The sequence below is a fragment of the Pelodictyon luteolum genome (assembly GCF_001622165.1).
Classification (GTDB): domain Bacteria; phylum Bacteroidota; class Chlorobiia; order Chlorobiales; family Chlorobiaceae; genus Chlorobium; species Chlorobium luteolum_B.
The window spans coordinates 64,297-90,464 of record NZ_LVWG01000032.1 but is presented as its reverse complement, the minus strand read 5'-3'; the positions used below and the strand labels follow the sequence as shown (position 1 = coordinate 90,464).

General features: G+C 57.2%; 24 protein-coding genes and 1 riboswitch. Of the genes, 13 read left to right on the top strand and 11 right to left on the bottom strand.

The window, feature by feature from the left end:
• Window positions 1–77: 77 nt before the first annotated feature.
• Entirely contained in the window at window positions 78–1,505 is a 1,428-nt protein-coding gene (gene murC, locus A3K90_RS06705) for a UDP-N-acetylmuramate--L-alanine ligase (RefSeq protein ID WP_303681787.1), read from the bottom strand.
• A gap of 281 nt (window positions 1,506–1,786) precedes the next feature.
• Window positions 1,787–2,053 (bottom strand): hypothetical protein, encoded by a 267-nt coding sequence (locus A3K90_RS06700; RefSeq protein ID WP_303681786.1) that lies wholly within the window; start codon window positions 2,051–2,053, stop codon window positions 1,787–1,789.
• Between A3K90_RS06700 and A3K90_RS06695 the strand changes: the two genes are divergently transcribed.
• On the top strand, window positions 2,052–2,450 hold the full coding sequence (locus tag A3K90_RS06695; protein WP_303681785.1) for a pentapeptide repeat-containing protein: 399 nt from the start codon (window positions 2,052–2,054) through the stop codon (window positions 2,448–2,450). The two genes, A3K90_RS06700 and A3K90_RS06695, sit on opposite strands and share 2 nt — an antisense overlap.
• Window positions 2,451–2,553: 103 nt before the next feature.
• Window positions 2,554–3,666: a DegT/DnrJ/EryC1/StrS aminotransferase family protein gene (locus A3K90_RS06690; protein WP_303681784.1), complete on the top strand. Its 1,113-nt coding sequence runs from the start codon at window positions 2,554–2,556 to the stop codon at window positions 3,664–3,666.
• A 25-nt stretch (window positions 3,667–3,691) separates the two neighbouring features.
• Here A3K90_RS06690 and A3K90_RS06685 read toward each other — a convergent pair whose 3' ends face one another.
• Genes A3K90_RS06685 through A3K90_RS06660 form a run of 6 tightly spaced genes read right to left on the bottom strand, consistent with a single transcriptional unit; the run spans window position 3,692 to window position 8,871 of the window.
• Window positions 3,692–5,017: an MFS transporter gene (locus A3K90_RS06685; RefSeq protein WP_303681783.1), complete on the bottom strand. Its 1,326-nt coding sequence runs from the start codon at window positions 5,015–5,017 to the stop codon at window positions 3,692–3,694.
• Window positions 5,018–5,032: 15 nt separating this feature from the next.
• Window positions 5,033–5,737 carry an ABC transporter ATP-binding protein gene (locus A3K90_RS06680; RefSeq protein ID WP_303681782.1) on the bottom strand — a complete coding sequence of 235 codons (705 nt, stop codon included), beginning with the start codon at window positions 5,735–5,737 and terminating at the stop codon, window positions 5,033–5,035.
• Complete coding sequence (locus A3K90_RS06675) at window positions 5,734–7,023, bottom strand: glutamate-5-semialdehyde dehydrogenase (protein WP_303681781.1); 1,290 nt, start codon at window positions 7,021–7,023, stop codon at window positions 5,734–5,736. Before A3K90_RS06675 ends, A3K90_RS06680 begins: the two co-directional genes overlap by 4 nt.
• Window positions 7,024–7,072: 49 nt before the next feature.
• On the bottom strand, window positions 7,073–7,411 hold the full coding sequence (locus tag A3K90_RS06670) for a zinc ribbon domain-containing protein YjdM (RefSeq protein WP_303681780.1): 339 nt from the start codon (window positions 7,409–7,411) through the stop codon (window positions 7,073–7,075).
• A 37-nt stretch (window positions 7,412–7,448) separates the two neighbouring features.
• A complete protein-coding gene (gene proB / locus A3K90_RS06665) occupies window positions 7,449–8,537 on the bottom strand; it encodes a glutamate 5-kinase (RefSeq protein ID WP_303681779.1) in 1,089 nt (362 codons plus the stop codon).
• 7 nt (window positions 8,538–8,544) lie between these two features.
• A complete protein-coding gene (locus A3K90_RS06660; RefSeq protein ID WP_303681778.1) occupies window positions 8,545–8,871 on the bottom strand; it encodes a multidrug efflux SMR transporter in 327 nt (108 codons plus the stop codon).
• A 235-nt stretch (window positions 8,872–9,106) separates the two neighbouring features.
• On the opposite strand from A3K90_RS06660, the gene A3K90_RS06655 reads away from it, so the two are divergent.
• Window positions 9,107–11,266 carry a cation:proton antiporter gene (locus A3K90_RS06655; RefSeq protein WP_369690415.1) on the top strand — a complete coding sequence of 720 codons (2,160 nt, stop codon included), beginning with the start codon at window positions 9,107–9,109 and terminating at the stop codon, window positions 11,264–11,266.
• Between the two features lie 24 nt (window positions 11,267–11,290).
• Here the strand turns inward: A3K90_RS06655 and A3K90_RS06650 are convergent, their stop codons facing one another.
• Window positions 11,291–11,797 (bottom strand): Fur family transcriptional regulator, encoded by a 507-nt coding sequence (locus A3K90_RS06650; RefSeq protein WP_303681777.1) that lies wholly within the window; start codon window positions 11,795–11,797, stop codon window positions 11,291–11,293.
• 231 nt (window positions 11,798–12,028) lie between these two features.
• On the opposite strand from A3K90_RS06650, the gene def reads away from it, so the two are divergent.
• The 4 genes from def (at window position 12,029) to lepB (ending at window position 16,459) form a co-directional block, all read left to right on the top strand.
• Window positions 12,029–12,601: a peptide deformylase gene (def, locus tag A3K90_RS06645; protein WP_303681776.1), complete on the top strand. Its 573-nt coding sequence runs from the start codon at window positions 12,029–12,031 to the stop codon at window positions 12,599–12,601.
• A 60-nt stretch (window positions 12,602–12,661) separates the two neighbouring features.
• A complete protein-coding gene (gene fmt / locus A3K90_RS06640) occupies window positions 12,662–13,606 on the top strand; it encodes a methionyl-tRNA formyltransferase (RefSeq protein ID WP_303681775.1) in 945 nt (314 codons plus the stop codon).
• 82 nt (window positions 13,607–13,688) lie between these two features.
• Window positions 13,689–15,506 carry a translation elongation factor 4 gene (gene lepA / locus A3K90_RS06635; RefSeq protein WP_303681774.1) on the top strand — a complete coding sequence of 606 codons (1,818 nt, stop codon included), beginning with the start codon at window positions 13,689–13,691 and terminating at the stop codon, window positions 15,504–15,506.
• Window positions 15,507–15,652: 146 nt separating this feature from the next.
• Window positions 15,653–16,459 (top strand): signal peptidase I, encoded by an 807-nt coding sequence (lepB, locus tag A3K90_RS06630; protein WP_303681773.1) that lies wholly within the window; start codon window positions 15,653–15,655, stop codon window positions 16,457–16,459.
• Here the strand turns inward: lepB and A3K90_RS06625 are convergent.
• The gene (locus A3K90_RS06625; protein WP_303681772.1) at window positions 16,453–16,890 is read right to left on the bottom strand and encodes a hypothetical protein; all 438 of its coding nucleotides are present in this window, start codon (window positions 16,888–16,890) and stop codon (window positions 16,453–16,455) included. The genes lepB and A3K90_RS06625 overlap by 7 nt on opposite strands.
• A gap of 165 nt (window positions 16,891–17,055) precedes the next feature.
• Between A3K90_RS06625 and trpE the strand changes: the two genes are divergently transcribed.
• From trpE to tpiA, 5 genes are all read left to right on the top strand, one after another.
• The gene (gene trpE / locus A3K90_RS06620; protein ID WP_303681771.1) at window positions 17,056–18,546 is read left to right on the top strand and encodes an anthranilate synthase component I; all 1,491 of its coding nucleotides are present in this window, start codon (window positions 17,056–17,058) and stop codon (window positions 18,544–18,546) included.
• 64 nt (window positions 18,547–18,610) lie between these two features.
• A complete protein-coding gene (locus A3K90_RS06615) occupies window positions 18,611–20,110 on the top strand; it encodes a DegQ family serine endoprotease (protein ID WP_303681770.1) in 1,500 nt (499 codons plus the stop codon).
• A gap of 140 nt (window positions 20,111–20,250) precedes the next feature.
• Complete coding sequence (gene greA, locus A3K90_RS06610; RefSeq protein ID WP_303681769.1) at window positions 20,251–20,730, top strand: transcription elongation factor GreA; 480 nt, start codon at window positions 20,251–20,253, stop codon at window positions 20,728–20,730.
• A gap of 88 nt (window positions 20,731–20,818) precedes the next feature.
• Complete coding sequence (locus A3K90_RS06605; RefSeq protein ID WP_303681768.1) at window positions 20,819–21,043, top strand: hypothetical protein; 225 nt, start codon at window positions 20,819–20,821, stop codon at window positions 21,041–21,043.
• A 12-nt stretch (window positions 21,044–21,055) separates the two neighbouring features.
• Window positions 21,056–21,808 carry a triose-phosphate isomerase gene (gene tpiA, locus A3K90_RS06600; protein ID WP_303681767.1) on the top strand — a complete coding sequence of 251 codons (753 nt, stop codon included), beginning with the start codon at window positions 21,056–21,058 and terminating at the stop codon, window positions 21,806–21,808.
• A 97-nt stretch (window positions 21,809–21,905) separates the two neighbouring features.
• Here tpiA and thiC read toward each other — a convergent pair whose 3' ends face one another.
• Window positions 21,906–23,603 carry a phosphomethylpyrimidine synthase ThiC gene (gene thiC, locus A3K90_RS06595; RefSeq protein WP_303681766.1) on the bottom strand — a complete coding sequence of 566 codons (1,698 nt, stop codon included), beginning with the start codon at window positions 23,601–23,603 and terminating at the stop codon, window positions 21,906–21,908.
• 73 nt (window positions 23,604–23,676) lie between these two features.
• A riboswitch (TPP riboswitch) is annotated at window positions 23,677–23,773 on the bottom strand.
• Between the two features lie 128 nt (window positions 23,774–23,901).
• Between thiC and A3K90_RS06590 the strand changes: the two genes are divergently transcribed.
• The gene (locus tag A3K90_RS06590; protein WP_303681765.1) at window positions 23,902–26,121 is read left to right on the top strand and encodes an ATP-dependent RecD-like DNA helicase; all 2,220 of its coding nucleotides are present in this window, start codon (window positions 23,902–23,904) and stop codon (window positions 26,119–26,121) included.
• Window positions 26,122–26,168 lie beyond the last annotated feature (47 nt).

Sequence of the window (26,168 nt, the reverse complement as noted above, 5' to 3'; positions counted from 1 at the left end):
ATGCAGTGAGCAATTGTTTTCAATGCAAAAAATATGAATGAAGATATACTTTCATTATCTAAATATTCAGCCGATCATCATTTTTTTTGAAAACTTTCTGTGAATGCAGTTTTCAGTCCCGCGAAACTTCCATTCGTGAGCATGAGCACGACATCGTTTGGATGCAGGTTTTCATGGAGAAAGCGGATGATGTCGCCGGGGTAGTCATCGGGGTCCGCTCCGGCGAGGAAAACGGTTTTGCCCTCTGCTTCAAGTGCTTCCTTGAGCTTCCCGGTGTCGAGGCTCCCTTCGGGGCCGTAACGCTCAGGCCGGTGCACCTTACCCATCACCACAACCTCGGCTGGTCCGAAGCATTCGGCCAGTTCACGTTGGAAAATGTTGCGGGTGGTTGTGTTCGAGCGTGGCTCGAAACAGGTGATGATGCGCCTCTGGGGCCAGCGTTCCCTGATGGCTTCAAGCGTGACCTTGATTGCTGTGGGGTGGTGGGCGAAATCCTCGACGACTGTGATGTTGCCTTCGAACGTACCGATGGTTTCCATTCTGCGTTTAGGCCGGAGAAAGCCGGGAAGAGCTTCGGCGGTCTGCTGGAGCGTCATGCCGGCAAGGGTCGCGACGGCAATGGATGCCACGGTGTTCGTGATGTTGTAGTTGCCAAAAAGCGGCGCGTGGAATCGCCGCTCGAGGCTCCCTTTATAATAAAGGTCGAATGCAGAGCCATTCTCCCCGACTTCTATGTTCCTGGCCATCCAGTCGCAGCCTTCCGTGAGCCCGAAGGTTTCCACCCTGCAGCGTGCCCCCGCGGCAACCTCCATTGCAGCAGGGTCGTCGCCGTTGACGATGAGTGCTCCGTTTGAGGGGATGAGGTTGACAAACAGGCGGAAGCTCCGCTTGATCTCCTCGAGTGAGTTGAAGATGTCGGCGTGGTCGAATTCGACGTTGTTGATAAGGCCTATGTCAGGGCGATAGAGAAGGAACTTGCTTCGCTTGTCGAAAAAGGCGGTGTCGTACTCATCTCCCTCACTGACAAAGAACCCTGCTTCGCTCCGTCCCGACGGACGGCATCCGATACCGAAGTTCTCCGGGATGCCGCCGACGAGGAACCCCGGTTTCAGTCCGCCGTATTCCAGCAGCCAGGCGATGATGGACGTGGTCGTGGTTTTTCCATGGGTTCCGGCGACAACGATCGAGGTGTTGTGGCCGATCAGCTCCCGGCGGACAAGATCAGGCATCGACACCAACTCCATTTTCTCGTTAAGGGCATATTCGAGTTCTTCGTTGCCCCGGCTTACCGCGTTGCCGACCACCACCATGTCCGGCATCACCTGTTTCAGGTTCTCAGGGTTGAAGCCGTTGAAATAGCGGATGTTGTGTTCGTCAAGGTATGTGCTCATGGGCGGGTAGAGCCCCGTGTCGGATCCCGTGACTGCGTGCCCAATGCGGGAGAGTGCAACCGCCACCGATGCCATTGCCGTTCCGCCGATGCCGATGAAGTAGATGGAGCTCATATGCTGCTGGTGCTGTATAGGGTGAAGAGTCCCCGGAGATCTGTTCAAGTTGGCGTAAGGGACCTGTTGGTGATATATACGAAAAATCAAAAAATGGCGTGCCTGGAAAAGATTCAGAAACAGCGGAAGCCCGGTGGAACGTGCTGGGACTTGTTTCACGAAGGCGGGATGCGTATGATGTTGCTCAAGGGCTTTTCCGGAGGGGCACTGCAGCATGCACGTTCTCCCTCCACCCTTATTACCTGTAAGGTCATGCCGGACGATATCATTGAAGATCACATCTATGAGGGAATGGATTTCCGCCGCTCGCCCCTTTCTCCCGGGGTGTATGACGGGTGTTCATTCGTGGGGTGCGTGTTCCGTGGCACACACCTCATCGCCACTTCCTCCCCCGCGATGTCTCCCAGGACGTCTCCCAGGACCTCTTCAGTGGCCTCTTCAGTGGCCTCTTCAGTGGCCTCTTCAGTGGCCTCTTCAGTGACCTCTTCAGTGACCTCTTCAATGACGTTCAGGGCGTGCGTATTCAGGAACTGCGACTGTAGCCTCATGGATGTGGATGGTACGAGTTTTCAGGATACGCTGTTCCAGGGCTGCCGGCTGGAGGGCGTGCAGTTCGCCCGCTGTCGCAGACTGCTTCTTTCGTTTTCATTCGACCGCTGCATGCTGCGTCTTGCCTCCTTTGCCAGCCTTGATATCCGCGATACGCGTTTCAATGGGTGTGAGCTTTATGAGGCCGATTTCAGCGAATCGGATCTTCGGGGAGCGGTGTTCGCCGACTGCGATCTATTGCGGGCTATCTTCATGCACACCAACCTTGAAAAAGCCGATTTCCGTACTGCCCGCAACTACTCCTTCAGTCCGGATCTCAACCGGATTCGCAACGCCCGCTTTTGTCTTCCGGAACTCACCGGCCTCCTTGAGGGCTACGGCATCCGCATAGAGTGACAGCCTCACGGGCTGTCGTTTTTTCGGTGGTGAAGAATGCAGGGAATCCGTACTTTGAACAACAGTTTTCAGGGAATTTTCAACCGCTCAACCCCACTTTGCCATGCAATTCATCGACCTTGTTACCCAGAAAGACCGGATCCGCGGGGCTGTGATGGCCCGACTCGAGTCCATCGTAGACCGAGCCCAGTTCATCATGGGTCCCGAAGTGGCTGAGCTTGAGTCAAAGCTGGCGGCCTATGCGGGAACAAAGCACTGCCTTTCATGCTCTTCGGGTACGGATGCGCTTCTCATTGCTCTCATGGCCAAAGGGGTCGGTCCCGGCGATGCGGTGCTGACGACACCCTTCACTTTCGTGGCGACTGCCGAAGTGGTGAGTCTCACTGGTGCTACACCGGTGTTCGTTGACATCGACCCCGATACCTTCAATATCGATCCTGCTCTGCTTGAGAAAGGGGTGCTGGAAGCCCGTGCTAAGGGTCTGGAGCCGAAAGCCCTCATTCCGGTAGACCTTTTCGGCCTCGCGGCCGACTACCCGCGCCTTGAGTCGGAAGCACTGCGCCTCGGGCTCTGGATCCTTGAGGACGCATGCCAGGGGTTCGGCGGAGCGCAGGGCGGCAAAAAAGCCGGAAGTTTCGGCCTTGTCGGTGCGACCTCGTTTTTCCCGGCCAAGCCTCTCGGCTGCTGGGGGGATGGCGGTGCAATCTTCACTGACGATGATGAACTCGCAGCGCTCATGGTGTCGGTGCGGGTGCACGGAGGCGGTGTCGACAAGTACAGCAACGTACGCATCGGCCTGAACGGACGGCTTGATTCCATGCAGGCGGCTGTACTGCTTGAGAAGCTGGAGATTTTTGACGAGGAGCTGATGCTCCGCGACCGTGTAGCCAAGGCTTACAGCAGCAGCCTCGGTGGCAGACTGAAGGTTCCTGTGGTTCCGGAAGGGTATCGTTCCGCCTGGGCGCAGTACTCGGTGCTCGCCCGGGACAGCTCCGATCGGGAACAGCTGATGGGAGCCCTCCAGAAAGAGGGCATTCCTTCGGTCATCTATTACAAGATCCCCCTGCACCTGCAGGAGGCCTATAGTGACCTTGGCTACCGGGCAGGTGACTTTCCGGTTTCCGAGGAGATGGCTTCCCGGGTTTTCTCACTGCCGATGCACCCCTACCTGAAAGAAGAGGAGATAATGCGGGTCTGTTCCGTTCTTCTGGCCTGAACATCCCCTCTATCAGGCCTCCCTGTTATGTCGTCCGCCCCTCTGCCGGGGCGGGTGCTGTACCGGGGGCTTTCAGCCGGACGTAGATTCCCCCCAGCATCACCAGCATGTTGATGGCCCCGACCACGAGGAACGGGGCCTTCGGGCTGAACATGTCAAACATTCTTCCCCCGATGGTGGTGATGATAAGGATGCCCACCGCCCCGCTGATGTTGAACATCCCGATCACTGATCCCCGCTCCGCCCTCGGCGCCTCCTGACCGATGAGCGACTGTGCGCCGAGGAAGGAGCTGATCTGCCCGATGCCGAGCAGGACGAAGAATATTATCGAGAATCCATCGTGCGGATTTTCGATGAAGACGAGCGAAAGGTAGCCGAGGGTGGCGAGCCCCATGCAGACCGTAAGAGCGGTGACCCGGTTCCATCGGTCGATGAGGGGGCCGATGACTGGCGCCCAGAGGAGAGCGGCGGCTTGGGATATGATGAAGATGAGGGTTCCCTTCCTGACCGCTTCGGCCGGTTCCATGCCCATGGCAATGCCTGCCGTGATTCCCCAGAGCGGAAGAAAGGTGCCGATGATCGACTGGTCGCCGCGGGCGACGAACGCCGCACCGTAGGAGAGCAGGATGCGGGGGTTCTTTGCGTGCGCCACACCGCTCCTCAGAAGGGCTTTGAGGGGCGGCCGCTCCTCTTTGCGGACAGGCGTTCCCCCTTTCAGGCCCAGTGCGAGAACCAGCGCGGTCACAAGGGCGAGAGCCGCAATCGAAAGGTGGGCTATCGTACCGGCCTCAATGCCTGTGAATCCACGGGCTATGAGTTTTTCGGGCATGCCGCCGAAAAACTGGTTGAGGGTGACGATACCAAGGCCGTTGAGGAATCCGGTCACCGCTATGAGCTTGCCGCGGGAGCGTTCTGCCGGGTAGTCGACCATGATTGTGGCAAGGCCTGCCGTGACGGCGACGATGCCGAGCGCGTAAATGACGCGGCTGAGTGTCAGGGCTGCAATGGTTGTGGAGTAAGGGTAGAGGGAGTAGGAGATGGCGAGCAGCAGCATGCCTGCGATGTATACCGGTTTTCTGCCGATGCGGTCCATGACGACCCCTGCCGGCACGAAGAAGAGCAGGGCTACGACCTCTGTCCAGAATACCAGGTTGCCGCTGATGGTGCCCTGCTGGTCGATGGGGATGTGGAGGTGCTCGTTGAGGATATAGGCCTGGCCGATCGAGACAAAGGTGACGAGCCCGATGGAGACGAAAGCAGCGTAGAGGAATGTCCAGGCGTTTTTCGGCAGGACTTCGGGCGCAAGGATGACCGGCCCGATTTTCTTTTCGTTCGGAGTGGTGGTGTTCACTGGGTTCAGGGGTTATTACAGCGGTGTACAGAGCTGAAGCCTGCCGTCCTGCATTCGGAGGCAGCGGTCTGACATGCCGGCGTAGGTTTCATTATGGGTGACGATGATGAACGAGGTCCGGCGTTCTTTCGAGAGGGATGCCATCAGTTCGTACAGGCGCTGGCTGTTTTCGCTGTCGAGGTTGCCGCTCGGCTCGTCGGCCAGCACCAGTTTCGGCTGGTTCATGAGTGCTCGGGCGATGGCGACCCGCTGCTGTTCTCCTCCGGAAAGCTCCGAGGGAAGATGGTTGAGGCGCCCGGAGAGCCCGAGTTCCTTAAGGAGCTCGGCTGCGCGCTCTTTTGCCGGCTGCAGCCTGCCTGTGGCGATGAACTCAGCCATCGCCACGTTTTCCTGGGCGGTGAAGTCGGAGAGGAGGTGGTGGAACTGGAATATGAACCCGATCCTCTGATTGCGGAACCGCGCCAGCTCCTTTTTCCTCAAGCGGTACCGTCCGTCCTGAAAGAGCGGTTCGCCCTCAAAGAAGATGCTTCCGCCATCGGGTGTGTCGAGTGTACCGAGCATGTTAAGGAGCGTCGTCTTGCCGCTTCCCGAGGCTCCGATGATGGTGACCATCTCGCCCTCCGCTGCAGAAAGATCGGCTTCGCGGAGGATCGGAAGGGGCGGCCGGCCCGGCAGTGCGTAGGATTTCGTGATGCCTCTGGCTTCAAAGAGCATGCTCATAGGGGCCTCGTCTGTCCGTCGCCCTCAATCATCCACTTGTAAGTGGTGAGCTCCCTGAGAGCCATCGGTCCCCTGGCGTGGAGTTTCTGGGTGCTGATGCCGATTTCGGCGCCGAGCCCGAACTGGGCTCCGTCGGTGAATGCGGTTGAGGCGTTGTGGTAGACCACCGCTGCGTCGACCCGCTTGAAAAACTCCGCTTTTACCGCGTTGTCCCCTGTGACGACGGCTTCGCTGTGGCGCGAGCTGTAGGTCGCGATATGTCTCAGTGCCTCGTCAAGGGTATCGACAGTTTTTACCGACATCTTCAGCGAGAGGAACTCCGTGCCGAAATGTTCCGGATCGGCATGCTTCAGCAGTGTTTCCGGGTAGGAGGGAAGAAGCTTGAGGTAGGATCGTTCGTCGGCAAAGATGATGACCTGATGCTCGCTGAGCGGCCGGCATAGTTCTGCGAGATCCCCGAGGCGTTCGCTGTGGATGATGAGGGTATCGAGGGCATTGCAGACGCTCGGGCGCCTTGTCTTGGCGTTCAGGATGATGGCCTTGGCCATCTCCATGTCGGCATCGCGGTCCACATAGGTGTGTACGATGCCGGCTCCCGTTTCTATGACCGGAACCTTGGCTGTGTTACGGACGTGGTCGATGAGCTGCTGGCTGCCGCGGGGGATGATCATGTCGATTTTGCCGACCGCTCTCATCATGATGGTTGCTGCCTCCCGTTCGGAGGGCAGAAGGTAGAGGATGTCGGGGCTGATGCCGTGGTCGCAAAGGACAGTATGGATGAGCTCCGCTATGGCCCGGTTCGATTGTTCTGCATCACTGCCGCCTTTGAGTACCGTGGCGTTGCCGGACTTCAGGCAGAGGGCGAAGACATCAAAGGTGACGTTGGGCCGTGCTTCATAGATGATGCCGATGACACCGATCGGCACCGATGCCTTGCGGAGGCTGAGACCGCTCGGGAGCGTGCGTTCCTCAAGGGTGATGTCGAGCGGGGAGGGGAGCGAGGCGACGTTCCTCATGTCGGCTGCGATGGCGTCGAGGCGCTTTTCGTCAAGGAGCAGGCGGTCGTACATCGGGTTCGAGCGCTCCATTTTTTCAAGATCCTGTCGGTTCGCCTCAAGGATGACAGGCGCGCTCGAGGTGATGCGGCCGGCAAGGTCCTCCAGGACCTTGTTGATGTTCTGGTCGCTGAGGGTGACGATATCGCGGCTTGCCTGCCGAACCGCCTCAAGCTGCTCCATGATGGTGTCGGAGAGGGTCATGTGTCCGTTTTCCTTACTGGGGTTCATACTGCATGGCTGGATCAATTCTTGCTAACGATGTCCGGGTCCCCGGCGTTCAGGCTTTTTTCACGAATTCCGATTTCAGCTGCATCGCCCCGAATCCGTCGATTCTGCAGTCGATGTCATGGTCGCCTTCGACGAGGCGGATGTTCTTCACCTTCGTGCCGCCCTTGATCGGTGCCGAGGCCCCTTTGACTTTAAGGTCTTTTGTCACTGTGACGGTGTCTCCATCCTGCAGGATAGTGCCGTTCGCGTCCTTCCATACACGGGTCGTTTCTGGAGCCCCTTCCCCCGTGAGGGTCCATTCATGACCGCATTCAGGACAGACGAGAAGGGTGCCGACCTCATAGGTGTATTCGGAGTTGCATTTCGGACAGTTAGGGAGGTTGCTCATGGTAATAGGGTATGTTATGGTGATTCGATGGTCGTTGTTACTCGGGCTTGATGTACAGGTAATCGTAATGGATTACAGGTTTTTCGCCCTTTTTGCCCATGGCGGCGCGGGCTTTTTCGTCGCTGCAGCATGCCATGCCGTAACCGATGACCTTGCCGCTTTCAGAGCATATCCTGATGACATCGCCTTTCGAGAAGGAGCCTTCCACACCGGTGACACCCACGGGAAGGAGGCTGCTGGCCCGTTCCCCGGAGGTGAGTGCGCTTTGAGCTCCTTCGTTGATGATGACGGCCCCTTTTTCAAGCCCTTCGCTGTGGGCGATCCACTGTTTGCGGCCGTGCTTGGGCTTCTGGGCGGCGAAGCGGGTGCCGACCTCTTCGCCGCCGGCAATCTGCTGCAGAATGCCGGGGGTGGTGCCGTTGGCGATGTGCACGGTGATGCCGAGGCGCGACAGCTTGTGGGCGATGTTGCATTTGGTGAGCATGCCCCCGCGTCCGAATTCCGATTTGGTCGGCCGGATGAACTGGCTGAAGTTCTTCGATGCAGGGTCTATTTCCCGGATGAGCTTTTTTTCTTCGCCTGACATGTCGAAAAGCCCGTCGACGTTGGACAGGATGATATGGGCATCCACCTGCATCATTGAAGCAATCAGGCCCGACAGTTCGTCATTGTCGGTGAACATGAGCTCGGTGACGGCGACGGCATCGTTTTCGTTGACGATGGGGATGATCTTCTGCTGGAGCAGGGCGTTGAGGCAGGTTCGCATGTTGAGGTAGTGCTGGCGGTCGCGGAAGTCCTCCCTGGTGACAAGGATCTGTGCGGCAAGCATGCCGTGTTCAGCGAAACGGTCTGCGTAAGCGTTGACAAGGTGGATCTGGCCGGTTGCGGCCAGAACCTGTCGGGCTTCCACCGTCGTCATGCTGCCGGATGGCTTGACGATGCTCCGGCCGGCCCCCACGGCGCCAGACGAAACAAGTATAACCTTCACTCCGGCGGCACTCAGTTCAGCAATTCCTCTGGTGAGGTCGGCGATTATTGCAGGATCAAGGCGCCCGTCCTTGCCTGTGATGACGTTGGTGCCGACCTTGACGACGATTTTTCTGTAGACCCGATGAGCCTGGTTCATGTCACTGTTATACTGCATGTTGCTGGGAGAGGTGCAGGCCTGCCACGCCGATGATGATAAGCCCGAGAGAGATGAGTTTGACGGGGTTGATGGCTTCGGCAAACCATATGACGCCGATCATTGAGACCAATGCCGTTCCAAGCCCCGCCCAAATGGCATAGGACATGCCAATCGGCAGTACTTTCAGGGCCTGTCCAAGCAAGGTAAAGCTCAAGGTGTAAAAAATAAAGACAAAAACAGACGGTACCAGACGTGTGAAGCCGTCGGAAAACTTGAGGCATGTCGTGCCTGCCACTTCAGTGGCAATGGCCATGAATAGCGCTATCCAGTGCATGGTTCAGTGGTGAGGAGGTTTGCAGGTCCTATGGGTTGTTTCCGGGCTCAATATACAAACTCTCACGTGGAGGCGGAGCGTGTTTTCCTCTGTGCCTTGAGGGTTTGCCGGCAAAGGAAAAGATGTGCATATTTCCCCACAGGAAACGGCCGGGTCCTTTTTAGAGGCGTGGCCTTGTGAATGGATGTATGAACCTTTCGATGTACGGACGATGCTCCTGACGGGTACCATTGACATGTCTCTGCCCCTGCGCAATCCCGTGCTCCAGTACTCGCTGATACTGCTCATCATCCTCTTCGCTCCGCTGCTCCTCAGCCGACTGAAGATCCCGAGCCTCATCAGCCTGATCATCGCCGGCGCCGTCGTCGGTCCGCACGGTTTCAACCTTATGCTCCGCGACAGCAGCATCGTGCTGTTCGGTACAGTGGGCCTGCTCTACATCATGTTCATGGCGGGCCTTGAAATCGATGTCGTCGATTTCCGGAAAAATACCCGAAACAGTATTCTTTTCGGTCTTTACACCTTTTTCATTGCCCTCAGCTTCGGCATGCTGGCCGGCGTATGGCTGCTTGGTCTCTCGGTGCTCTCCGCAACCCTGATCGGCAGCATTCTGGCCTCCCACACCCTCATTCTCTACCCGACTGTCAGCAGGATCGGCATTTCCCGGGACCGCGCGGTCAACATCGCCGTTGGCGGAACCATCATCACCGACACCCTTGCCCTTCTCCTGCTTGCCGTCGTGACCGGCATGTCGTCCGGCTCTCTGTCAAGCGCGTTCTGGATCAGGCTGGTGCTCTCCCTCATCGTGTTCTCTCTCATCGTACTGCTTGTCTTTCCCGTCATTACCCGCTGGTTTTTCAAGCGTTTCGACGACAGCGTCCTGCAGTACCTTTTCGTTCTGGCCCTGGTGTTCATGGCGGGCTTCCTTGCCCAGGCGGCCGGCGTTGAACCCATCATCGGCGCCTTTTTCGCCGGTCTTGCCCTAAACCGCCTGATTCCCCATACCTCACCCCTCATGAACCGTATCCGGTTCGTCGGCAACGCAATCTTCATCCCGTTTTTCCTGATCGGGGTCGGTATGCTCATCAACATCCGGGGCTTTTTCAATGACTTCCGGAGCATATGGGTAGCTATCGTCATCATTGCCGCCTCTGCCTCTTCCAAATACCTTTCGGCCACCATCACCCAGAAATTTTTCCGCCTTAGCAACGATCAGCGCAACCTCGTCTACGGCCTGATCGGAGCCCATGCCGCCGTTGCCCTTGCTACGGTCCTCATCGGCTATGGCATCGTTACCGGCTATGCCGTTGACGGTTCTCCGGTGCGCCTGCTTGACGAAAGCATCCTTGATGGCACCATCGTCTTCATCCTGGTGACATGCACTATCGCTTCCATTGTCGGTGAGAAGGCAGCGGTGAGGGTGGCTGCTGCTGCCGAGGTGGAGGAGAAACCCGTTGAGTCGTCTTCATCAGCAACTGAAGAGCGGATCCTCATTCCCCTCAGCCGGCCCGACCAGGTCGACGAGCTCATCAATCTCAGCGTAACCCTGAAGTCGCCCAAAAGCCCCGGCAGCCTCTACGCCCTCCATGTCGCCGACGACAGCGTCAGTGACGAGGCAGCAGAAAAGAGCGGGCGGAAGATTCTGGAGAAAGCCGCGGTTGCCGCATCCTCAACCGATAACGCCCTGAACCCGCTGCTGCGTTTCGACAGCGACATCACCAACGGCATATCGGGTGTCATCCGCGAGCACAAGATCACCGACCTCATTCTCGGCCTTCACCAGAAGAGAGGTGGTCTCAGCGACAGTTTCCTCGGCGACGCCTCCGAAACTCTTCTCAGACGAGGCAATGTCACGACCTACATCTACCGCCCCGTACAGTCGCTGGACACCATCAAACGCACCATTCTCATCGTGCCGGCGGGGGCGGAGTATGAGGCGGGTTTCAGGCTCTGGATCGGCAAGATCGCGAGCCTCGTCAAAAACACGGGAGTCCGCCTTGTGGTCTATTCAACGCGCCAGACCATTTCCGTACTGAAAGAGGGGTGGGGTTCGGCTGTATCGAACGCCGAGTACCGGCAGTTCAGGGACTGGAACGACTTCCTCGCATTGTCCGGTGAGGTGAAAATCGACGACAGTCTCATCATCGTGATGAGTCGGAAGCACGGACGCTCCTACCATCCGGGAATGGCTAAAATTCCGACGCATCTCGGCAAGTATTTCCAGAAAAACAGCTTTATTCTGCTCTGGCCTGTCCAGAGCGAGGCCGAAGAGGTGCCGGTTCCTGAAACTGCCATACAGAAAGGTCTCGATACCCTTGAGCGATTCGGCAGGCTCTTCGGCGGTGCGTACCGCCGCATCCATATGCCAGGCGCGACCACGAAGAAAAAACAGTGAGGGATCGGGGTTGGGCCCGGTCAGCTATTTTTCCGCTTTCCTGCGGCGCCGGCAGGTTTTGCCTGCAGCGCCATCTATGCATCTGCCGAACACCTGGAGGCTGAAGCTTCCCAGCTGGAAGCCCTGCTCGCAGCAGAGCCGCTCAAGCAGGGCACCAAGTTCGGCGCTTGCGATTTCAACGACGAGTCCGCACTGTTCACAGACCACATGCAGGTGGTTTGCCACGCCGTGCGACTGTTCGTAGTGGGTATGCTTGTGTCCGAGGTCAATTTTGGCTACGAGGTGGACCCGGAACAGGAGGTCGAGGGTATGGTAGACGGTTGCACGTGATATTGCTATGCCCCGGTCCTTCATGCGCCGGTATATTTCATCGGCATCCAGATGTGTTCCTGAGCCGTACACTTCCCGAAGAACCGCTATGCGTTCCGTTGTGCAGCGCATTCCCTCCGCTTTCATATATGCGCGGAACAGTGTCTCTGCCTGACGGGTTGCCGCCTTCGGCTGCCCTGTGTTGTCGTTGGTGTCTGCCATATGTGGTTAAATATACAAACTAAAAACAAGAATCGCTGAGGGTCGTTCCGGCGGTGCGCGGGGAGGGGATCGGGGAAAATTGCAGGATATTGTTATTTTCCCCTCACACAGTAGCGTACCGCCTCTTCCGGGGCAACTATACGGGCGTTCCCGAGGTTGATTTCAATGAGAGCGGAAGTGGCATGTTGATGTCTTTAGCCGCTGTTTCAGTAAAGAATGAATGTTGCTCCCATGATTCTTCCGATCAATACATACTCCGACGAAGTCCTTCACCAGAAGGCAAAACCGCTGAAAGGCGTTGACGCAGAAATCTCGGCGCTTATCGACTCTATGTTCGAGTCCATGGAAAATGCTTCGGGCATCGGCCTTGCCGCCCCGCAGGTCGGTTGCTCCATCAGGCTTCTCGTGCTGGATATTTCCTGCATGAAGTCTTATGAGGACGTGCAGCCGATGGTGGTCATCAACCCCAACGTCCTGGCTGTGCGAGGAAAGAACCTGATGGAGGAGGGCTGTCTCAGCGTTCCCGGCGTGCAGGGCGATGTTCTGCGCCCGTCCGAAATCACCCTGAAATACCGGGACCGGAACTTCCAGGAGCATACTGAGGAGTTTTCCGGCATGCTTGCCCGGGTACTGCAGCATGAGATAGACCACCTCAACGGCACGCTTTTCGTTGACAGGATGGAGAAGCGGGACCGTCGACGGATCCAGCAGGAACTGGACGATATCGCTGCCGGGCTGGTTCCTGCCGACTACCCCATAGCGCGGGAGTGTTCGCGGAGCGGTGAGGGCCCGGCCTGCATGTGAAGCCTACCTGACGGTCATTGCCTATGCACTGCAACTCATTGAATTAGAAAGCTCTCTGCCATGCGGATACTGTTTATGGGTACGCCCGAATTCGCCGTTCCTTCGCTGAGGGCGGTTGCCGGTGCCGGCCCGCAGCTTGAGATTGTGATGGTCGTCACCGGTCCCGACCGCCCGCGCCGCAGCAGGAATTCGGCGCCTGAACCGACCCCGGTGAAGCAGGCGGCTCTGGAGCTCGGGCTTCCGGTTCTTGAGGTCGAGGATGTGAAGGACCCCGCTTTTGCCGAGAGAGTCCGGGACCTCCGTCCCGATGTAATCGTTGTTGCGGCGTTCCGGATTCTCCCTCCAGCAGTCTACGAGGCAGCACGTCTCGGCTCGTTTAACCTCCATGCCTCGCTGCTTCCTGCTTATCGGGGAGCGGCCCCCATCAATCATGCACTGATGCATGGGGATCGGGAGAGTGGTGTCACCACTTTTTTCCTCCAGCAGCAGGTCGACACCGGAAGCATCATCCTGAAGCGGAGAACACCGGTCGGTAGCGATGAGAATGCCACTGAACTTGCCCTGAGGCTCTCTCTGATCGGTGCTGAGGCCGTCCTGGAAACCCTTCGCCTGATAGCGGAAGCACGCGTCGAGCTCACCCTTCAGGATGAATCAATGGCGTCGAAGGCTCCGAAGCTGACGAGGGAGAACACCAGGATCGACTGGAACAGGCGTGCCGCCGATCTCCATAACTTCATCCGGGGTCTTTCCATGCGTCCGGCAGCCTGGACCACCCTCGGGGGCAGGAGCGTGAAGATCTTCCGCTCCGCCCCGGCACCCGGCATCTCACCATCTTCTCCGTTCTCTCCCGGATCCCTTCACATTGAGGACGGCAGGCTTTATGCCCGCGGTATCGATGGATGGATCGAACTGCTTCTCCTGCAACTTGAGGGCAAGCGGCCGATGGAGGCCTGCGAGTTCGTTCGTGGGTTCCGTTCTGTGGAGGCCGAACGGCAGCTCGTTTGAAGGGCCGGCTGATGCCGCAATCACTGTTATTTTGAGTATATTTTGCACCTTGCAATACAACAGAGAATAAACCGTTTTTTATATGGCCCCGTCCAGTCCGGAAGTCAGCCGCATCAGGAACTTCTGCATCATAGCCCACATTGACCATGGCAAGTCCACCCTGGCCGACCGCCTGCTGGAGATGACCCATACCCTTGACCGTACGCAGATGGATTCGGCCCAGGTGCTCGATGATATGGACCTCGAGCGCGAACGCGGCATCACCATCAAGAGTCATGCGGTGCAGATGAAGTACACGGCCGGGGATGGACTCGATTATGTCCTTAACCTCATCGATACGCCCGGCCACGTGGATTTCAGCTACGAGGTCTCACGTTCACTTGCAGCCTGCGAAGGTGCTTTGCTTGTCGTCGATGCTACCCAGGGCGTGGAAGCCCAGACCATCGCGAACCTTTACCTTGCCATCGAGGCAGGGCTCGAAATCATACCGGTCATCAACAAGATCGATCTTCCTTCGTCCGATGTCGAGGGTGTTGCCCGCCAGATCATCGATCTTATCGGCATCGATCGTGAGGAGATTCTGCAGGTGTCGGCGAAGGCCGGGCTTGGCGTGGCCGAGCTGATGGAGGCCATCATCGCCCGCGTTCCTGCTCCGGCAGACAACCGGAAGCAGCCCCTGCGCGCTCTCATTTTCGACTCCGTGTTCGATCCTTACCGCGGTGCGGTGGTCTACCTCCGCATTGTCGACGGCGTGTTACGTCGCGGGGAGAAGGTGCGCTTCTTCGCAAACGACAAGATTTTCCTTGCTGACGAGATCGGCACCATGGCCCTCAAGCGTCAGCCCAAAGAGGTGCTTGAGGCGGGGGATGTGGGCTACCTGATATGCTCCATCAAGGACGTGAAGGATGCCAAGGTGGGCGACACTGTCACCCACGCCGAAGTGCCTGCCGAAAAACGGCTTGCCGGGTACAAGGATGTTAAGCCGATGGTTTTCAGCGGCCTCTATCCGGTGAACTCCAATGAGTTCGAGGATCTGAGGGAGTCGCTCGAAAAGCTCTCCCTGAACGACGCTTCGCTCGTCTATACCCCGGAAACCTCCGTGGCGCTCGGCTTCGGATTCCGCTGCGGGTTCCTCGGCCTGCTCCATATGGAGATCATCCAGGAGCGGCTCGAGCGTGAATACGATATGAACATCATCACCACGGTTCCGAACGTGGAGTACCGGGTGATTATGACCAATGGAGAGACTGTCGTTGTCGACAACCCGTCGAAAATGCCCGATACAACCCGCATCGCCCATGTGGAGGAGCCTTACGTCAGCATGCAGATTATCACGCTCGCGGACTATATTGGCAACATCATGAAGCTCGGCATGGAGCGCAGGGGCGAGTACCGGAACACTGACTACCTCGATACCCAGCGCGTGAACATGCACTTCGAGTTCCCCCTTGCCGAAATCGTGTTTGATTTCCATGACAGGCTGAAGTCGATTTCGAAAGGCTATGCATCGATGGATTACGAGTACATCGGGTACCGCGAATCGGACCTTGTGAAGCTCGACGTGCTGCTCAACGCCGAGCCTGTCGATGCTCTCTCCATCATCGTGCACCGCTCGAAAGCCTACGACTGGGGTCGTAAGCTTTGCGGAAAGCTGAAGGGTATCATTCCCAAGCAGATGTACGAGGTTGCCATTCAGGCGGCTATCGGCAGCCGGATCATTTCGCGCGAAACCATTTCAGCCATGCGCAAGAACGTTCTTGCAAAGTGCTACGGTGGCGATATCAGCCGCAAACGCAAGCTTCTCGAGAAGCAGAAAGAGGGCAAGAAGCGCATGAAGCAGGTCGGGCGTGTCGAGGTGCCCCAGGAGGCGTTCCTTGCGATCCTCAACATCGACGAATAAGCCGGAACGATAGATCGAGGGATGAAAAACAGGCGGCACTGCGCAGGGACGGCCTGAAAAAAACGTCAAAATACCGGTGTGTCATCACACCGCATTTCAGCAATCGTAACCCCGTAATCCACTTGAATACACAAGAGAACAGCCGCATGAAAAAGCATTCGAGGGAGTGGATGGAAGCACTCATCATTGCCGCGATATTTGCTTCCCTTCTTCGGGTGTTTGTTGTCGAGTCCTACCGGATCCCTACCGGTTCGATGGAAAAAACCCTCATGGCCGGGGACTTCATTTTTGTGAACAAGTTCATATACGGAGCCAGGGTACCCTTCACCGATCTCCAGCTTCCCCGTGTGGAGGGTGTGTCGCGTGGCGATATCTTTGTGTTCAAGTATCCCCATGACCGTTCACTCAACTATATCAAGCGTTGCGTCGCCACGAGCGGCGACACCCTCGAAATCCGCAAAAGGAGCCTGTATGTCAACGGCAGTGAGGTCGCATTGCCACCAGACGGGCAGTTCATCGGCACCGAGATGCAGCCGGGAGAAGACGATTCAATGATTTTCCCGCGCTTTTCGGGTTTCAACAAGGACAATTACGGACCGGTCAGGATACCCAGAAAGGGCGATATCATTACCCTTAACGAACAGACGCTTCCGATGTACGCCTGGCTGATCTCCGATGAGGGGCATACGGTCGGTGTCCACAGCGGCGCAGTTTTTATTGACGGAGTTCCGGCTTCGTCCTACACTGTCGGGGATGACTACTATTTTGCCATGGGCGACAACCGTGACAACAGTCTCGACAGCCGCTTCTGGGGGTTTGTCCCATCAAAGGATATTCTCGGGCGTGCGTTGCTTGTCTACTGGTCCTGGAATCCCAATCTTTCCCTTCTGACCGATCCGGTTGAAAAACTGACCTCAATCAGATGGCAACGGGCCGGGCTCGTTATTCACTGAGGAAAACCGCCGGAGTGTCGGAAAGAGGGAGCACAGCTGGCGAGAATGCTGTCGCACACCGCCCTCTCTCTTGCCTCACGCATCGGGCTGCTGAAGACCAGCAGACTGAGATCCGGGCAGGGGAACGCCATGTTGACGGGGGTCTGCGGCTGTGCCTGTTTGCTGCCGGTAGAGGGATGTATACCGACATGCTTTAGGGTGATGGAGTCCAGTGATGGTCCCGCAGTAAGAAAACTTACGGAGAGTTCCATCTGCCGGTCTGTTTGGTGCAGAACCAGTGCCCTGAGGTCGGAAATGAAGGCCGTGTTGAGGTAGACTGCTGTTCCGAGATGCAGCAACAGGTAGGTTGCGCTGAACAGGACACCCGGTGAGAGTGCCAGTGCTTTGAACCAGTGTCTGAGGGCGTGCGGGTTGAAAGGGCGGGAGGCCATGTTCTCTCTCTGTATTCTGGATCCCGGTAATGTTTCAGGACGGTGCCTGCAGGAGTTCTCTGTTATTGTACAGTTATTAGTACAGTTATTGTCCAGTTCGATTCAATGATACGAAAATTTTCTCAATCGGGCTCTTTCTAAGGCCCACCGAGCATTCTTTGACTTATGCCAGATACCCGAGGGCGTGCCCCATATCTTCTCAAACCGCTGGTCCGGGAACTCCATGCCGACACCGAGACCCCGGTTTCCGTCTACATGAAGCTTCAGGGCCCCAACACCTGCCTGCTTGAGTCGGTCGAGGGTGAAGAGCGGCTTGCACGGTTTTCCTATATCGCACTCGATCCTGTCGCCATTCTTCGCGGTTCTGTCGACGGGCCGGCCGGGGTGGAGGTGCTCGATCGCCGTTTCAGCGGCCTTCTGGATGCCGCTGATCCTGACGCCGGCCTCCGCCATATGATCGACCGGTGTCTCGATGCGTTCGATACCGAAAGTATTCCGGGGAGGAAAAACGGCTCAGCTCAAATGATCACTTCCGGTGTGTTCGGCTATTTCGGCTATGATGCGATGCATCTTGTCGAGAGGATCCCGAAAGCGGCGGAACCAGATCCTGCCGGCATGCCTGACGTATGTCTCCTTTTCTGCGATACCCTTGTCGTTTTCGACAACATCATGCGCAGGCTCTTCATCGTTTCCAACCATCTCGATGAAACGGACCGGTCGGCTGCGGAGGGGAAAATTGATGCGATTGTCGAGCGGATCTTCCGTCCGCTTGAGCGCGACGAGATTGCTTTCAGGCCCGAAAAACCGGAGCCGGTGGTTTCGAATACCGAAAAAGCTGATTACCTCCGGAAAGTCGCGGTGGCCAAGGAGCACATCATGGCGGGCGACATCTTTCAGGTACAGGTGTCCCAGCGGCTCCGTCGCCGCCTCAATACCCGGCCGTTTGACGTCTACCGCATGCTCCGCACCGTCAACCCTTCTCCCTACCTCTATTATTTCGAACTGGATGATTTCCAGATTGTCGGCTCCTCGCCGGAACTGCTGGTGAAGGTGGAGTGTGATGCCTCCGGCCGCCGGATCGTCGACACCCGGCCTATTGCCGGAACCCGCCACCGCGGAGCGACTTTCGAGGAGGACGCCCGAATTGCTGAAGAACTGCTTGCCGACGAGAAAGAGTGCGCTGAGCACCTCATGCTCATCGACCTCAGCCGGAACGATATCGGCCGGATTGCCAAGATCGGGACCGTGGACACCAATGAGAAGATGATCATCGAGAAGTACTCCCACGTGATGCACATCGTCAGCAACGTGCGCGGGGAGCTGAAGGACGAACTGGGGACCATGGACGCATTCTGGTCGTGTTTCCCCGCCGGCACCCTCACCGGCGCGCCGAAAGTTCGTGCCATGGAGATCATCTACGAACTTGAGAAGGAGAAGCGCGGACTGTACGGCGGGGCGGTGGGGTACCTGGACTTCAAGGGGAACCTCACGACAGCCATAGCCATCCGCACCATGGTGGTACATGATGGTACCATCTATTTTCAGGCGGCTGGCGGCATCGTTGCCGACTCGACGCCTGAGTCCGAGTATCAGGAAACCATGAACAAGATGAAGGCGGGTCTCACCGCCGTCGAGCGCCTCGAGTCACCTATGTAACCACTGCTACACCGTACAGATAAACCATAAGACAGTACCCATGATGAACAGGAAACCGTCTACAATGAAGTCCCTGCTTCTGGTTCTTGCGGGGATCGCCATCGGCGCATTGGTCTTCAGCAACCTTGAATTCTCCTTTTCGGGCTTTGGTTCCGGTTCCGGAAAAGAATTGTCGCTTTCGGGAGGGCCCCGCTACGCCGAGGCTAAAAACACCATTGAGGACTACCCCGTGCAGTCCCTCAGGAGCTTCAACGAGGCCTTTGTGCAGATTGCAGAGTCTGCTACACCCTCAGTGGTGACTGTTTATACGGAAAAGACCGTCAGCCGCCGAATGATGTCGCCGTTCGACTTTTTCGGCCATCAGTTCGATGACTTTTTCGGCTTTCCCGGAATGGAGCCTCGTGAGGGCCGGAAGCAGATCCAGCAAGGGCTTGGTTCGGGCGTCATCGTTACGGATGATGGCTACATTCTCACCAACAACCATGTCATCGACGGTGCTGATGCGGTCTTTATCCGGACCTCCGACAACCGCCGGCTCGATGCCAGAGTCATCGGCACCGATCCCAAGACCGACCTTGCCGTCATCAAGGTGACCGCCCGGAACCTGAAGCCCATTGTCCTCGGCGACAGCGACAGGTTGCGGGTCGGTGAATGGGTCATCGCCATCGGCAGTCCGCTCGGCGAAAACCTTGCCAGAACGGTCACCCAGGGGATAGTAAGCGCCAAGGGACGGGCCAATGTCGGTCTGGCCGACTATGAGGACTTCATCCAGACCGATGCAGCCATCAACCCCGGCAACTCTGGCGGGCCCCTCGTCAATATAAACGGGGAGCTGGTCGGCATCAATACCGCCATCGCCAGCCGGACAGGCGGATTTGAGGGCATCGGCTTTGCTGTCCCCTCAAACATGGCCCGGAAGGTCATGACTGCCCTCATCACTAAAGGCAAGGTGACCCGCGGCTACCTCGGGGTCAGCATACAGGATATAGACGACAATCTCGCCAAAGCGATGCAGCTTGAGCGGGCGGAAGGTGCGCTTGTCGGAACGGTGGTCGCCCGAAGCCCTGCGGCCGCGGCGGGGATTGCGACCGGAGATGTGATCACCACCTTCAACGGGGCTCCGGTCAAAGGAAGCGTGGAGCTTCGGAACACCATCGCCGGTCTGGCGCCGGGAACCGAGGTATTACTCACCTTTCTGCGTGAGGGCATGAAGCGCACCGTCCGGGTGCGGCTGGGACAGCAGCCTGCGCCTGAAGCAATTGCTCCGGGTGCTCAGGGGGAGGCCAACCGTGCCCTCTGGTTCACCGCTGCGCCGCTTACCACCGACCAGGCCCGCAACCTCGGTCCCGGCTCGGGCCATGTCGTCATCACCTCCGTCGATCAGTCCGGCAACGCTTACCGGGCAGGTCTACGCAAGGGTGACGTGATTCTTGCAGTCAACCGCAAGCCTGTGGATTCGTTCGCCGCATTCGGCACCGCGGTCAGGAATCTCAAAGAGGGAGAACTGCTGTTTCTTCTCGTCAACCGCCAGGGAAACAAGATATATTTTGCCTTCAACCTGTAAGTTTTTTTTGCCTTAAGCGCTTCCGTGTTGTACATTTCCTTAAGTAAAGTCAGCCCCAGAGCAGCTGACTTTACTTTTTTTTGTTTTCCATGCACCACTGCATGGCCATCGGTTACTTCCCAACCACAAACTGCCTAGAGATGAGTGAGAGAGTGTACCTGACCAGAGACGGATACAACCGGTTGAAAGAGGAGCTGCAGGTGCTGGTGCAGGAAACCAGGAAAGAGGTCCTCGAAAAGATCGCCGAGGCCCGTTCACACGGGGATTTAAGCGAAAATGCAGAATATGATGCCGCAAGGGAGGAGCAGTCCCAGACCGAGTCCCGCATCGCCGACCTTGAAAACAAGCTGGCATCAGCCACCATCCTTGATCCGAAGCAGATCAAGACCGATAAGGTCTACATACTCACTTCCGTAGAGCTCCGCAATCTCGACGACCCGAAGGAAATCATCGAGTACACTCTCGTGTCCTCGGAAGAGGCCGATAGCGACCTTGGAAAGATATCCGTCCGCTCTCCAGTCGGCAGAGCGCTTATCGGTAAAACAGTCGGCGACAAGGTTGCCATTGTCGTTCCGAAGGGAGAACTGCACTATGAAATCCTGAAAATCTTCGTGAAGTAACTGCCCTCAGGCATTTGTAACACGATAGCAATAGGAATTCGCTACGGATTTTTGTTAACTGCAACAATCAATTTCAACCACTTCTCACATGGGCAAGCGTCAAATCATCTATCGTCCGGACCGGATTGCCAACAATCAGGAACTGGTGAACCGTGAGGTCAACCTGGTCACCCGTGAAGCCAGGGTCTGGCACGGCATCCTGACCGTGGTCGGCGCTTCGGAGGTCGAACTGAAGGATGCCCGTTCGGGGCGCCACCGGTTCAGCATCACCGAGATCGAGAAAATTTATTCCGATATCAAAACAGAGTACTAACCACATACAGCTATGCGCAGAAAAATCGTTGTCGGCAACTGGAAAATGAACAAAACGGTCGCAGAGTCGACTGAACTTGCCACGGCGGTCATCGCTGCGCTTGGTGACGGGTGTTCTGGCTGCGAGGCCGGCATTGCCCCGACCTACCCCGCACTTGACGCCGTCGGGCGTGCTCTGGATGGCAGCGGCATCGCGCTTGTTGCCCAGAACTGTCACTATGAAGACGACGGGGCATACACCGGAGAGGTCTCAACCGGCATGTTGAAGGCAGTCGGCTGCACCTACGTCATCATCGGCCACTCCGAGCGACGCCAGTATTTCGGGGAGACGGACGAGACCGTCAATCTCCGCATCAAGAAAGTGCTCGCTTCCGGCATGAAGGTTATCCTCTGCGTCGGCGAAACGCTTGCTGAGCGTGAAGAAGGGGTAACCGGCACTGTGGTTTCACGCCAGGTGACCGGGGGGCTGAAAGGCGTTGCAGATATTACTGATCTCGTGATCGCCTATGAGCCGGTATGGGCTATCGGAACCGGCAAAACCGCATCTTCCGACCAGGCTCAGGAAGTGCATCGTCTCATTCGCGATACGGTGAAGGGAATGTATGGCACAGAAGTGTCGGAGGCCGTGCGCATCCAGTACGGCGGAAGCGTCAAGGCTTCAAACGCCGAGGAACTCTTCGCCATGCCGGACATCGACGGCGGACTTATCGGAGGTGCAAGCCTCAATGCTGCTGATTTCGCAGCCATCGTCAAGGCTGGCTGCTGAAGAGCAGTAACGGATAAGTTGAAACCAATAAAAAAGGCGCATGTGATGCGCCTTTTTTTATTGGGATTTAGAAGCTTTTTTTTCTTCCTTTTCCCGCTCAATGCAGGGTTTTTGCTTCCTTCGACTTTTTCATCGAGCAGAAGTCGGGACCGCACATGGTGCAGAAGTCGGGGTCCGCACCAGTATGGCCGGCTGCTTTCAAGCTTTCAGTGTGGAGCTTTCGAGCCTTTTCAGGATCAAGTGAAAGATTGAACTGGTCTTCCCATGCAAAAGCGTACCGTGCCTGACTCATGAGTTCATCATGCAGCCATGCCGCAGGGCTTCCTTTGGCCAGGTCGGCTGCGTGGGCGGCAATCCGGTGTACTACCACGCCTTCTCGCACATCATTGCGGTCCGGAAGGCCGAGGTGTTCCTTAGGAGTGACGTAACAGAGCATGGAGCAGCCGTAGACGGCGATGAGGGTGCCGCCTATCGATGAGTTGACATGGTCATAGCCTGCAGCGATGTCGGTGACAAGAGGGCCTAGGGTATAGAACGGAGCTTCATGGCAGTACTCGAGCTGTTTCTGCATGTTCTCCTCTATCTTATGGAACGGCACATGGCCGGGTCCTTCGATCATCACCTGTACATCGTCCCGCCATGCGGCGGTTGTCAGCTCTCCGAGGACTCTGAGTTCTCCGAACTGCGCTTCGTCATTGGCATCAGCTATGCTGCCGGGACGAAGGGCGTCGCCGAGTGAGACGGCGATATCGTAGGTTTTCAGGATCTCGCAGATGTCCTGGAAATGTTCGTACAGGAAGTTCTCTTTGCCGTTGGCTTTGCACCACTTTGCCATGATGGAGCCGCCTCGGGACACAATGCCCGTCAGGCGCTTTTCGGCAAACGGGAGATGTTCGCGGAGGATTCCCGCGTGGATGGTGAAGTAATCAACCCCCTGGAGCGCCTGCTCGATGAGGGTGTCGCGATAGAGCTCCCAGGTGAGGGCTTCGGCGATTCCGCCTACTTTTTCAAGTGCCTGATAGATCGGTACGGTGCCGATGGGGACGGGGGAGTTTCGAAGAATCCACTCTCTTGTGGTGTGGATGTTTTTGCCGGTGCTGAGGTCCATCACGGTATCGGCACCCCAGCGGCATGCCCATACCGACTTTTCGACTTCTTCGGCAATGGATGAACTGAGGGCGGAGTTGCCGATGTTGGCATTTATCTTCACCCTGAAGTTCCGGCCGATGATCATCGGCTCAAGTTCGGGATGGTTGACGTTTGCGGGTATGATGGCCCTTCCCCGGGCTATTTCACTCCGGACGAATTCCGGTGTGACGGGATTGGCGTGGATGGAGCCACGACCGTGGGATCGTGTCCACTCTTCGAGCCGCTGGTTTTCCCGTATGGCCACATACTCCATTTCAGGCGTGATGACCCCTTTTTTTGCAAAGTGCATCTGTGTGACGCCCGAGCCCTCTTTGGCTTTTCTCGGTATGCGGGTCGTCATGGAGCCTTCAGGAGCGGTTGTGGCTGCTCTGTCGGTTTCACTCGAAATGAATCCCCAACCGTCCCTCACCGGGGGGATTCCTTTTTCAGGATCAATCTTCATCGATGGATCAGAATAGGGACCGCTGGTGTCATAGACGGGGAAACTGGTGAACTCATGTCCACCAGAAAGGTATGGCCTTGAAAGGGTGATTTCGCGCATTCCGACCCGGAGAGGCCAGAGGGTGCCGTCGACATGTATTTTTCTGGACGATTTCCCGTACAGTCGGTGTTCGGGGCAGTGCGGATCCTGATTGGAATGGGCCATGGTTGAACGTTATGGCTGCAGGTGGTGCGCTATTGCGGTGAAGCGGGAGCGGGCGGAAGGCGGAATGGCTCTGGAATCCTGCTTCATCTTTCCTTGCGTCAGCATTACCTGCATCAAGTTACAAGGGTTTGATCTCAGCTGCCCTGAAAGCAGCACCCCCAAGATGAGTATCTTCGCCTCACAATACTTAAATTCACCCTGAATTGCAAATCCGCCAGAGTGTGGGCAGAGAGAGAGAGAGAGAGAGAGAGAGAGAGAGAGAGAGCGTCCCCGCCTGAGCACATGTCAAGGACAGCCCATGAACGGACAGGCCATGAACGGACAGCCTGAAGACCGACAGCCCGAAGATGGCGCTGCATCGGAGCGGCTCAGCGGAGTTGTCGAAACAGTCCGGTTCTTCAACCCCGAATCAGGCTTCTCGGTGCTTCGCATCTCCAACGATGAAGAGGATTCGTTGGTAACCGTGGTCGGCTGCATTGCGTCCGTTTCTCCGGGCCAGCACGTTGAAGCGCTTGGCCGGTGGCAGGACGACAGGAACTGGGGTCGGCAGTTCAAGGCTGAAAGCCTGTCGGTGATTGCTCCTGAAAGCCGTGAGGGGATGGAGCGATACCTCGCCTCCGGCATGCTGAAAGGGGTAGGTCCGCATTTGGCCTCCCTTATGATGAGCGCATGGGGGACAGACGTATTCCAGATCATCGAAACCGATCCGGAACGGCTTCGCGACATTCCGGGCATCGGGCCGAAAAAACAGGCGCTCATCGTAGAGTCGTGGCGAGAGCATCAGGCGGTGCGCGAGATCATGATGTTTCTTCAGTCGCACGGCGTCGGCACGACGAGGGCGCTGAAAATCTACAAGGTCTACGGCGCTGACTCCATCGGCGCCATCAACCGTGATCCCTACCGGCTCAGCCGCGATATCGCTGGCATCGGGTTCAGGACGGCTGATGCCATTGCCCGGAGTATCGGCATTGCAGAGGATTCACCGTTGCGTGCACGAGCCGGCGTGGGTTGGGTGCTGCAGGAACTTTCTTCCAAGGGTCATTGCAGGGTTCCTGAGCCGATGCTTCTTGATGCTGCGCGTCAGCTGCTGCAGATTCCGGAGGGCGTCCTCGGAGAGGCTCTCAGGGTAGAGTGTGCTGCAGGGCGCATTGTTGCTGTTCTGGATGGAGCGGATCGGTACTGTTATCTGGAGTACCTCTGGAAGGCCGAACAGGGTGTGGCAGCAGGCATCCGGCGTATTGCCGGAGGGAAGCTTCCCTGGGGCCGGCTGGACGTTGAGCGTTCGGTCAGCGAGGCTGAAGAGCGTTCACGCCTAAAGCTCTCTGTGTCGCAGCGGGAAGCCGTGCGTCTGGCGCTTTCAAACAAGCTGCTCATCATTACCGGCGGTCCCGGTGTCGGCAAGACCACCATCATCCGTACCCTGCTCTCCATCCCGGAGGTGTTCGGCCGGAAGGTGCTGCTTACAGCACCTACAGGCAGGGCTGCCAAGCGGCTTTCCGAGGCGACCGGCCGTGAGGGGCGCACCATCCACCGTCTTCTGGAATTCGATCCTGCCACTTTTGACTTCAAGCGCTCTGCCACCAACCCGCTTGAGGCGGATCTTGTGATTGTCGACGAAGCATCCATGATCGACGTGGTACTGATGAACCGGCTGCTTCCGGCGATACCGAAGAACGCTGCCCTCATCCTTTTAGGAGACGTGGACCAGCTTCCGCCTGTCGGACCGGGTGCCGTGCTCAGTGATCTCATCAGTTCCGGAGAGGTAAGGGTGGTGCGTCTCACCGAGATCTTTCGCCAGGCGGCAACGTCGCTCATCATCCAGAACGCCCACCGCGTCAATCGGGGGGAGGGTCTGCTCTGTCATGAGGGGCCGGGTCTCGCTGATTTTTATTTCGTGGAGGCCTCGAGCGCCGACGACGTCAAAAGAAAACTGGTGCAGGTTGTCGCGGAGCGGATTCCTGAACGCTTTCAGCTTGATCCGCTGCAGGACATTCAGGTGCTGACCCCTATGAACCAGGGGCCTCTTGGTGCCGAGTCACTGAACGTCCTTCTGCAGGAGCGGCTGAACGGCGGAGGGGGGAAACGGATCGAACGGTTCGGGGTCGCCTTCGGCAGGGGGGACAAGGTGATCCAGACCGTGAACAATTACGAAAAAGAGGTATTCAACGGTGATATCGGCATTATTTCGGCCATCGACCACGAAGAGGGTGAGCTTCAGGTGCTGTTCGACGGCCGGGAAGTGCGTTACCAGACGGGAGAACTTGATGAAATGGCGCCAGCCTGGGCCATTACCATCCATAAAAGCCAGGGATCGGAATACCCGGCAGTGGTCATCCCGCTCTCAATGCTGCACTATCCGATGCTTGAGCGCAACCTCGTCTATACGGCGCTTACCAGAGGCCGGAAGCTGGTCATGGTCATCGGTGAGGAAAAGGCCCTCCGTCTTGCGGTAGGGAAGTGCAGTTCGAAAGGGCGACTCACCGGTCTTGTCGACGCCCTTAAGGACCATGTGCACTGATTGACACGCCTTTTTGTTATATTTCCCGCCGTGCACCGGCCCGCAGT

Excerpts from the sequence above, each read along its gene's own strand:
- A3K90_RS06625 (WP_303681772.1), bottom strand. The coding sequence starts at position 16,890 with ATGGCCTCCCGCCCTTTCAACCCGCACGCCCTCAGACACTGGTTCAAA.
- murC (WP_303681787.1), bottom strand. The coding sequence starts at position 1,505 with ATGAGCTCCATCTACTTCATCGGCATCGGCGGAACGGCAATGGCATCG.
- tpiA (WP_303681767.1), top strand. The coding sequence starts at position 21,056 with ATGCGCAGAAAAATCGTTGTCGGCAACTGGAAAATGAACAAAACGGTC.
- A3K90_RS06690 (WP_303681784.1), top strand. The coding sequence starts at position 2,554 with ATGCAATTCATCGACCTTGTTACCCAGAAAGACCGGATCCGCGGGGCT.
- fmt (WP_303681775.1), top strand. The coding sequence starts at position 12,662 with ATGCGGATACTGTTTATGGGTACGCCCGAATTCGCCGTTCCTTCGCTG.
- A3K90_RS06680 (WP_303681782.1), bottom strand. The coding sequence starts at position 5,737 with ATGAGCATGCTCTTTGAAGCCAGAGGCATCACGAAATCCTACGCACTG.
- thiC (WP_303681766.1), bottom strand. The coding sequence starts at position 23,603 with ATGGCCCATTCCAATCAGGATCCGCACTGCCCCGAACACCGACTGTAC.
- def (WP_303681776.1), top strand. The coding sequence starts at position 12,029 with ATGATTCTTCCGATCAATACATACTCCGACGAAGTCCTTCACCAGAAG.
- trpE (WP_303681771.1), top strand. The coding sequence starts at position 17,056 with ATGCCAGATACCCGAGGGCGTGCCCCATATCTTCTCAAACCGCTGGTC.
- A3K90_RS06650 (WP_303681777.1), bottom strand. The coding sequence starts at position 11,797 with ATGGCAGACACCAACGACAACACAGGGCAGCCGAAGGCGGCAACCCGT.
- lepB (WP_303681773.1), top strand. The coding sequence starts at position 15,653 with ATGAAAAAGCATTCGAGGGAGTGGATGGAAGCACTCATCATTGCCGCG.
- A3K90_RS06675 (WP_303681781.1), bottom strand. The coding sequence starts at position 7,023 with ATGAACCCCAGTAAGGAAAACGGACACATGACCCTCTCCGACACCATC.
- A3K90_RS06605 (WP_303681768.1), top strand. The coding sequence starts at position 20,819 with ATGGGCAAGCGTCAAATCATCTATCGTCCGGACCGGATTGCCAACAAT.
- A3K90_RS06695 (WP_303681785.1), top strand. The coding sequence starts at position 2,052 with ATGGATGTGGATGGTACGAGTTTTCAGGATACGCTGTTCCAGGGCTGC.
- A3K90_RS06700 (WP_303681786.1), bottom strand. The coding sequence starts at position 2,053 with ATGAGGCTACAGTCGCAGTTCCTGAATACGCACGCCCTGAACGTCATT.
- A3K90_RS06670 (WP_303681780.1), bottom strand. The coding sequence starts at position 7,411 with ATGAGCAACCTCCCTAACTGTCCGAAATGCAACTCCGAATACACCTAT.
- A3K90_RS06590 (WP_303681765.1), top strand. The coding sequence starts at position 23,902 with ATGAACGGACAGGCCATGAACGGACAGCCTGAAGACCGACAGCCCGAA.
- A3K90_RS06660 (WP_303681778.1), bottom strand. The coding sequence starts at position 8,871 with ATGCACTGGATAGCGCTATTCATGGCCATTGCCACTGAAGTGGCAGGC.
- A3K90_RS06615 (WP_303681770.1), top strand. The coding sequence starts at position 18,611 with ATGAAGTCCCTGCTTCTGGTTCTTGCGGGGATCGCCATCGGCGCATTG.
- greA (WP_303681769.1), top strand. The coding sequence starts at position 20,251 with ATGAGTGAGAGAGTGTACCTGACCAGAGACGGATACAACCGGTTGAAA.
- A3K90_RS06655 (WP_369690415.1), top strand. The coding sequence starts at position 9,107 with ATGTCTCTGCCCCTGCGCAATCCCGTGCTCCAGTACTCGCTGATACTG.
- lepA (WP_303681774.1), top strand. The coding sequence starts at position 13,689 with ATGGCCCCGTCCAGTCCGGAAGTCAGCCGCATCAGGAACTTCTGCATC.
- proB (WP_303681779.1), bottom strand. The coding sequence starts at position 8,537 with ATGAACCAGGCTCATCGGGTCTACAGAAAAATCGTCGTCAAGGTCGGC.